Source organism: Curtobacterium flaccumfaciens (genome assembly GCF_051548005.1).
Taxonomy (GTDB): Bacteria; Actinomycetota; Actinomycetes; order Actinomycetales; family Microbacteriaceae; genus Curtobacterium.
The window spans coordinates 1-5,515 of record NZ_JBPUGH010000192.1; the positions used below are offsets into that span (position 1 = coordinate 1).

Below are 5,515 nucleotides of genomic sequence, written 5' to 3' on the forward strand. Positions count from 1 at the left end.
GGGGCATGGTCGGCAGGGCGGTCACCGCGCGGACGGTAGGCGGCCGTCCCTGCGGACGCGGTCAGCACTGCGTGGAACGGCTCTTCCTGGGCCGTCGTGGGGGACGCCACCGGTACTGCTCGGTACATGGCCCTCGCTCCGGACCGCCCCGTCGGCGGCGTCCTCTTCGACCGTGACGACACGCTCGTCATCGACGTGCCCTACAACGCCGACCCGCACCTGGTCGTGCCGGTGCCCGGTGCGCACCGGGCCGTCGAGCGTGTCCGGGCCGCAGGGCTGCGCACCGGCGTCGTCACGAACCAGTCGGTGATCGCGAAGGGCATGGCGACGAGGGAGCAGGTCGACGCGACGAACGCGCGGGTCGACGAGCTGGTCGGGCCGTTCGACGTGTGGTGCGTCTGCCCGCACGACGCCGGCGACGGCTGCGACTGTCGGAAACCGCGACCCGGCATGGTCCTGCGCGCCGCCGAGGTCCTCGGGGTGGCCGCCGCCGAACTCGTGGTGATCGGTGACATCGGTGCCGACGTCGAGGCGGCCCGCGCCGCGGGAGCGCAGGGCATCCTCGTCCCGACCGTGCGCACGCGGCAGGAGGAGGTCGACGCGGCCGACACCGTCGCCGCGAGCCTCGACGACGCGGTGACGCTCGTCCTGGCCCAGCGTCCGACGCCGGTCGCGTGAACGGGGCACGCAGGCCGCGCGTCCTCGTCGCGCGGCTCGACTCGTTCGGTGACGTCCTGGTCGCCGGTCCCGCAGTGCGTGCGGTCGCCGCCGGTGCGTCGCACGTCACGCTGCTCTGCGGGCCGCAGGGCGCGCCCGCGGGACGGCTGCTCCCCGGTGTCGACACCCTCCGGACCTGGGCGGCACCGTGGGTGACGGAGACGGCGCGACCGATCGACGACACGGTGGTCGACGAGTTCCGCGCCCTCGTGGCCGAGGAACGCCCGGACGAGGCAGTCGTGCTGACGTCCTTCCACCAGTCCCCGTTGCCGCTCGCGCTGCTGCTGCGGCTCGCCGGGGTCCCGCGGGTGACCGGCGCGTCGGTGGACCACCCGGGGTCCCTCCTCGACGTCCGGCTCCGACCGGGCGAGGACCTGCCCGAGGACCTGCCCGAGCCCGAGCGTGCGCTGCGGATCGCGCAGGCCGCGGGCTTCGCGCTGCCCACGGACGACGCCGGGAGGCTCGCGGTACGTCTCGACGCCGACCCACCGGCCGCCGTGGCCGGCCTGGACCGGTACGTGGTCGTGCACCCGGGAGCCAGCGTCCCGGCCCGTGCGTGGCCGGCCGAGCAGCACCGAGCGCTGGTCGCCGCGTACGCCGCCGCCGGCGTCCCGGTCGTGGTCACCGGGTCTCCCGGCGAACGGGCGTTGACGGCCGAGGTCGCCGGGTCCACCGGCATCGACCTCGGCGGGGCGACCACCCCGGCGGAGCTCGCGGCGGTCCTCGCCGGCGCGGAGGTGGTCGTGGTGGGGAACACCGGGCCCGCCCACCTCGCGGCCGCCGTGGGCGTCCCGATCGTGAGCCTGTTCTCGCCCGTCGTCCCGGCCGTGAAGTGGGCGCCCTACGCGCCGCTCGTCGAGCTGCTCGGCGACCAGGACGCGCCGTGCCGGCTCAGCCGCGCTCGCGAGTGCCCCGTCGAGGGACACCCGTGCCTCGCCCGGGTGTCGGTCGACGATGTCCTCCGAGCGCATCGACGGCTCGTGTCCCGCGCTTCTCGGCTGAAAGCACACGTTCCTGCGTCCTGACCGAGCGGGCGCTGCGTAGCGTGCGCCACTGCTTCTCCTTCTCCTCCTGCTCCTCGACCCGGAAGGCCTGCATGCGCATCCTCGTCTGGCACGTCCACGGCGGCTGGATGGACGCCTTCGTCCGCGGCCAGCACCAGTACCTCGTCCCGACGACCGCGGCCCGTGACGCCGACGGCCTCGGACGCGGTGGTCGGGACTGGCCGGACTCGGTCGTCGAGATCGCACCGGAGGACGTGGCCGCCGCCGAGGTCGACGTGGTCGTCCTGCAGCGCACCGAGGAGCTCGAGGCGGCCGAGCGACTGCTGGGGGGCCGCTCGGTCCCGATCGTCTTCGTCGAGCACAACGCCCCTCGTGTCGACGTGCCGAACAGCCAGCACCCGCTCCGGGACCGCGACGACGTGCTGATCGCGCACGTCACGCACTGGAACGCGCTCATGTGGGACTGCGGGTCCACGCCCACCGTCGTCGTCGAGCACGGAGTCGTCGACCCCGGACCGCTGTACACCGGGTCGCTCGAGCGCTTCGGCGCGGTCGTCAACGAGCCGGTCCGCCGCGGTCGGGTCGTCGGGACGGACCTCCTGCCGCGTTTCGGCGGCGTCGCGCCGGTCGACCTGTGGGGCATCGGCACGGAACGCATCGGCGAACTGGGCTTCGGCGACCGCGTCGTCGCGCGGGGGGACGTCCCGTCGGACCCGATGCACCGCGCCCTCGCGGAGCGTCGGGCGTACGTCCACCCGAACCGCTGGACCTCCCTCGGACTCTCGCTCATCGAGGCGATGCACATGGCGATGCCCGTCCTCGTCCTCGCGACGACCGACGCACCGCGCACGGTGCCCGCCGACGCCGGCGCGATCGCGACGGACGTCGACGAACTGGTGCGTGCCTCCCGGCTGCTGCTGGACGACCCGGACGAGGCGCGCCGACGCGGCGCCGTCGCCCGGGAGGCGGCGCTCGAGCGCCACGCGCTCGCGCGGTTCACCGCCGACTGGGACGACGTGCTCGATCGCGTCGTCACCGACCACCGGACCGCGCGCACCGCGCGGCGGAACGGCACGACCGAGGTCGTGCTCGAAGGGAGTGCCCGATGAAGATCGCGATGGTCTCCGAGCACGCGAGCCCGCTCGCGACCCTCGGCGGCGTCGACGCCGGCGGACAGAACGTCCACGTCGCCGAGCTGTCCGGCGCCCTCGCCGACCGCGGCCACCAGGTGACGGTCTACACGCGGCGCGACTCAGCGGACCTGCCCGTCCGGGTGCTGCTGCGGTCGGGCGTCGAGGTCGTCCACGTCGACGCCGGCCCCGCACGCGCGGTGCCGAAGGACGAGCTGTTCCCGTTCATGGGCACGTTCGCCTCGGTCCTCGCCGCCGAGTGGTTCGTCGACCGTCCGGACGTCGTGCACGCTCACTTCTGGATGTCCGGCCACGCCGCGCTCGAGGCGGTCGCCCAGGTCCAGGCCCGTACCGGCGGTGTCCGGATCCCCGTCGCGCAGACCTTCCACGCACTCGGAGTCGTGAAGCGCCGGCACCAGGGTTCGGCGGACACCAGCCCCGCCGAGCGCGAGTGGGTCGAGCCCGCCGTCGGACGGAGCGCCGACCAGGTCGTCGCGACCTGCTCCGACGAGGCGTTCGAGCTCAAGGCGCTCGGGGTCCCCCTCCACCGCATCTCCGTCGTGCCGTGCGGCGTCGACGTCGAGACCTTCCGACCCGACGGGCCCGTCGAGGAGCGTGGGCGGACCCACCGTGTCCTCACCGCCTCCCGGCTCGTGCAGCGCAAGGGCGTCGGCACGACCATCGCCGCCGTCGCCGAGCTCGTCCACGAGGGGCGCGACGTCGAACTCGTCGTCGTCGGCGGTGCCGGCGTCGCCGGGGCCGACCTACCCGACGACCCGGAGTACCAGCGCCTCGACGCTCTCGCCCGCGAACTCGGCATCCGCGACCACGTGCACTTCCGCGGCCAGCTCGGCCAGCACGACATGCCGGCGGTCTACCGGAGCGCGGACGTCGTCGTCTGCGCCCCCTGGTACGAGCCGTTCGGCATCGTGCCGCTCGAGGCGATGGCGTGCGGACGGCCGGTCGTCGCGTCGAGCGTCGGCGGTCTGATCGACACCGTGGTGGAGGACGCGACCGGCCTGCACGTCCCACCCCGGGACGAGGACGCCGTCGCCACCGCGGTCGGCACCCTCCTCGAGGACCCGGAGCGTCGCGAGGCGTTCGGTGCCGCCGGCCGCGAGCGTGCGGTCGCCCGGTACACGTGGCAGAAGGTCGCCGCCGAGAGCGAGCGCGTCTACGACCGGCTCATCGCCGGCGGGACCGGCGTCGCCGACACCCGCTCCAGCGCTCGTCGAGCACCCCGTCGCACCGCGAACACCGAGAGGACCGCACGATGACCATCTCCCCGACCGAGACCGCCGGCGCCACGCCGGCCGGCACGGTGGCCGACAGCGTGCAGGTCGTCCGCGACCACGTCGCCGCGTCCGTCCCCGTCATCGCCTCGCTGGTCGACCACGGCGAGCACATCGCCGCCTGGGCGGACGACATCGCCGCGCGGCTCGTCGCCGGACGTCGGCTGCTGGCCGCGGGCAACGGCGGCTCCGCGGCGGAGGCGCAGCACCTCACGTCCGAGCTGACCGGCCGCTTCGACGGCGACCGCCCGGCGTACTCGGCGATCTCGCTGCACGCCGAGAGCTCCGCCGTCACCGCGATCGGCAACGACTACGGGTACGAGGAGGTCTTCGCACGCCAGGTCCGCGCCCACGCCCGCGCCGGCGACGTCGTCGTCCTGCTCAGCACGAGCGGCAAGAGCCCGAACCTGCTCCGCGCCGCCGAGGCCGCACGCGCCGTGGGAGCGTTCGCGATCGCCCTCACCGGGCCCCGGCCGAACCCCCTCGCGTCGGTCGTCGACGACGCGATCTGCATCGACGGCCCGTCCGCGAACGTGCAGGAGGCGCAGCTGGTCCTCGTGCACGCCCTGTGCCGCGCGATGGAGCCCGCCCTGCGCCGTGGAGCCCGCCGGTGACCGCCGGCGCGAGCCACGGCGGGGCGACGCAGGCCGCCAGCGCCGGCCACGGCGGGGCGACGCGGGCCGCGGGCGCACGCCGGATCGTCGTCGTCGGCGACACCCTGCTCGACGTCGACGTCTCGGGCACGAGCGAACGCCTCAGCCCCGACGCGCCCGTCCCGGTCGTCGACGTCCGCACGGACGACCGCCGCGCGGGCGGCGCGGGACTCGTCGCGACGATGCTCGCGAAGGACGGCCACGACGTGACGCTGGTCACCGTGCTGTCCGACGACGGCCGCGGCGACGAGATCCGTTCGCTCCTCCCCCACGTGCACGTCGTCGCGGGGCCGTCCGGCGCACCGACGCCGGTGAAGACGCGCGTCCGCGTCGTCGACCACGCCCTGGTCCGGATCGACGAGGGCTGCGCGACCCCGCCGGTCCCCGAGGTCACCCCGGACATGACCGCCGCCCTCGCCGGGGCCGACGCGATCGTCGTCGCCGACTACGGGCGCGGCGTCGCGGCCGCACCGGCGCTGCGCGCGGCCCTCGAGGCGGTCGCCGAGCACGTCCCGGTCGTCTGGGACCCGCACCCGAAGGGCGCCGAGCCGGTCCCCGGCACGACCGTCGCGACGCCGAACGCCTCGGAGGCCCGTGCCGCGACCGGCCTCGGCGGCGACGGCGTCCCGTTCGAGACCGACGCGGCCTCGGCCCTCCGGGACCGCTGGGGCGTCGGAGCCGTCGCCGTGACGCTCGGTGACCGTGGCGCCCTCGTCGCC

Annotated in this window: 6 protein-coding genes; all 6 read left to right on the forward strand. The window is 75.3% G+C overall.

Going from position 1 to position 5,515, the window contains the following annotated elements; all coding sequences use genetic code 11:
- The first annotated feature begins 126 nt into the window (after positions 1–126).
- A complete protein-coding gene (locus tag ACSW7Y_RS15890; RefSeq protein WP_438127210.1) occupies positions 127–678 on the forward strand; it encodes a D-glycero-alpha-D-manno-heptose-1,7-bisphosphate 7-phosphatase in 552 nt (183 codons plus the stop codon).
- Positions 675–1,742: a glycosyltransferase family 9 protein gene (locus tag ACSW7Y_RS15895; RefSeq protein WP_438127211.1), complete on the forward strand. Its 1,068-nt coding sequence runs from the start codon at positions 675–677 to the stop codon at positions 1,740–1,742. Before ACSW7Y_RS15890 ends, ACSW7Y_RS15895 begins: the two co-directional genes overlap by 4 nt.
- Before the next feature lie 71 nt (positions 1,743–1,813).
- On the forward strand, positions 1,814–2,830 hold the full coding sequence (locus ACSW7Y_RS15900) for a glycosyltransferase (protein WP_438127212.1): 1,017 nt from the start codon (positions 1,814–1,816) through the stop codon (positions 2,828–2,830).
- Positions 2,827–4,128, forward strand: a complete 1,302-nt coding sequence (locus ACSW7Y_RS15905; protein WP_438127213.1) for a glycosyltransferase — start codon at positions 2,827–2,829, stop codon at positions 4,126–4,128. The genes ACSW7Y_RS15900 and ACSW7Y_RS15905 overlap by 4 nt, the downstream gene beginning before the upstream one ends.
- A complete protein-coding gene (locus ACSW7Y_RS15910) occupies positions 4,125–4,757 on the forward strand; it encodes a D-sedoheptulose-7-phosphate isomerase (RefSeq protein WP_438127214.1) in 633 nt (210 codons plus the stop codon). The genes ACSW7Y_RS15905 and ACSW7Y_RS15910 overlap by 4 nt, the downstream gene beginning before the upstream one ends.
- Positions 4,754–5,515, forward strand: a 762-nt coding sequence (locus ACSW7Y_RS15915) for a bifunctional heptose 7-phosphate kinase/heptose 1-phosphate adenyltransferase (protein ID WP_438127215.1), incomplete at its 3' end; no start/stop codon positions are given. The genes ACSW7Y_RS15910 and ACSW7Y_RS15915, both read left to right, overlap by 4 nt.

Excerpts from the sequence above, each read along its gene's own strand:
- ACSW7Y_RS15890 (WP_438127210.1), top strand. The coding sequence starts at position 127 with ATGGCCCTCGCTCCGGACCGCCCCGTCGGCGGCGTCCTCTTCGACCGT.
- ACSW7Y_RS15900 (WP_438127212.1), top strand. The coding sequence starts at position 1,814 with ATGCGCATCCTCGTCTGGCACGTCCACGGCGGCTGGATGGACGCCTTC.
- ACSW7Y_RS15905 (WP_438127213.1), top strand. The coding sequence starts at position 2,827 with ATGAAGATCGCGATGGTCTCCGAGCACGCGAGCCCGCTCGCGACCCTC.
- ACSW7Y_RS15910 (WP_438127214.1), top strand. The coding sequence starts at position 4,125 with ATGACCATCTCCCCGACCGAGACCGCCGGCGCCACGCCGGCCGGCACG.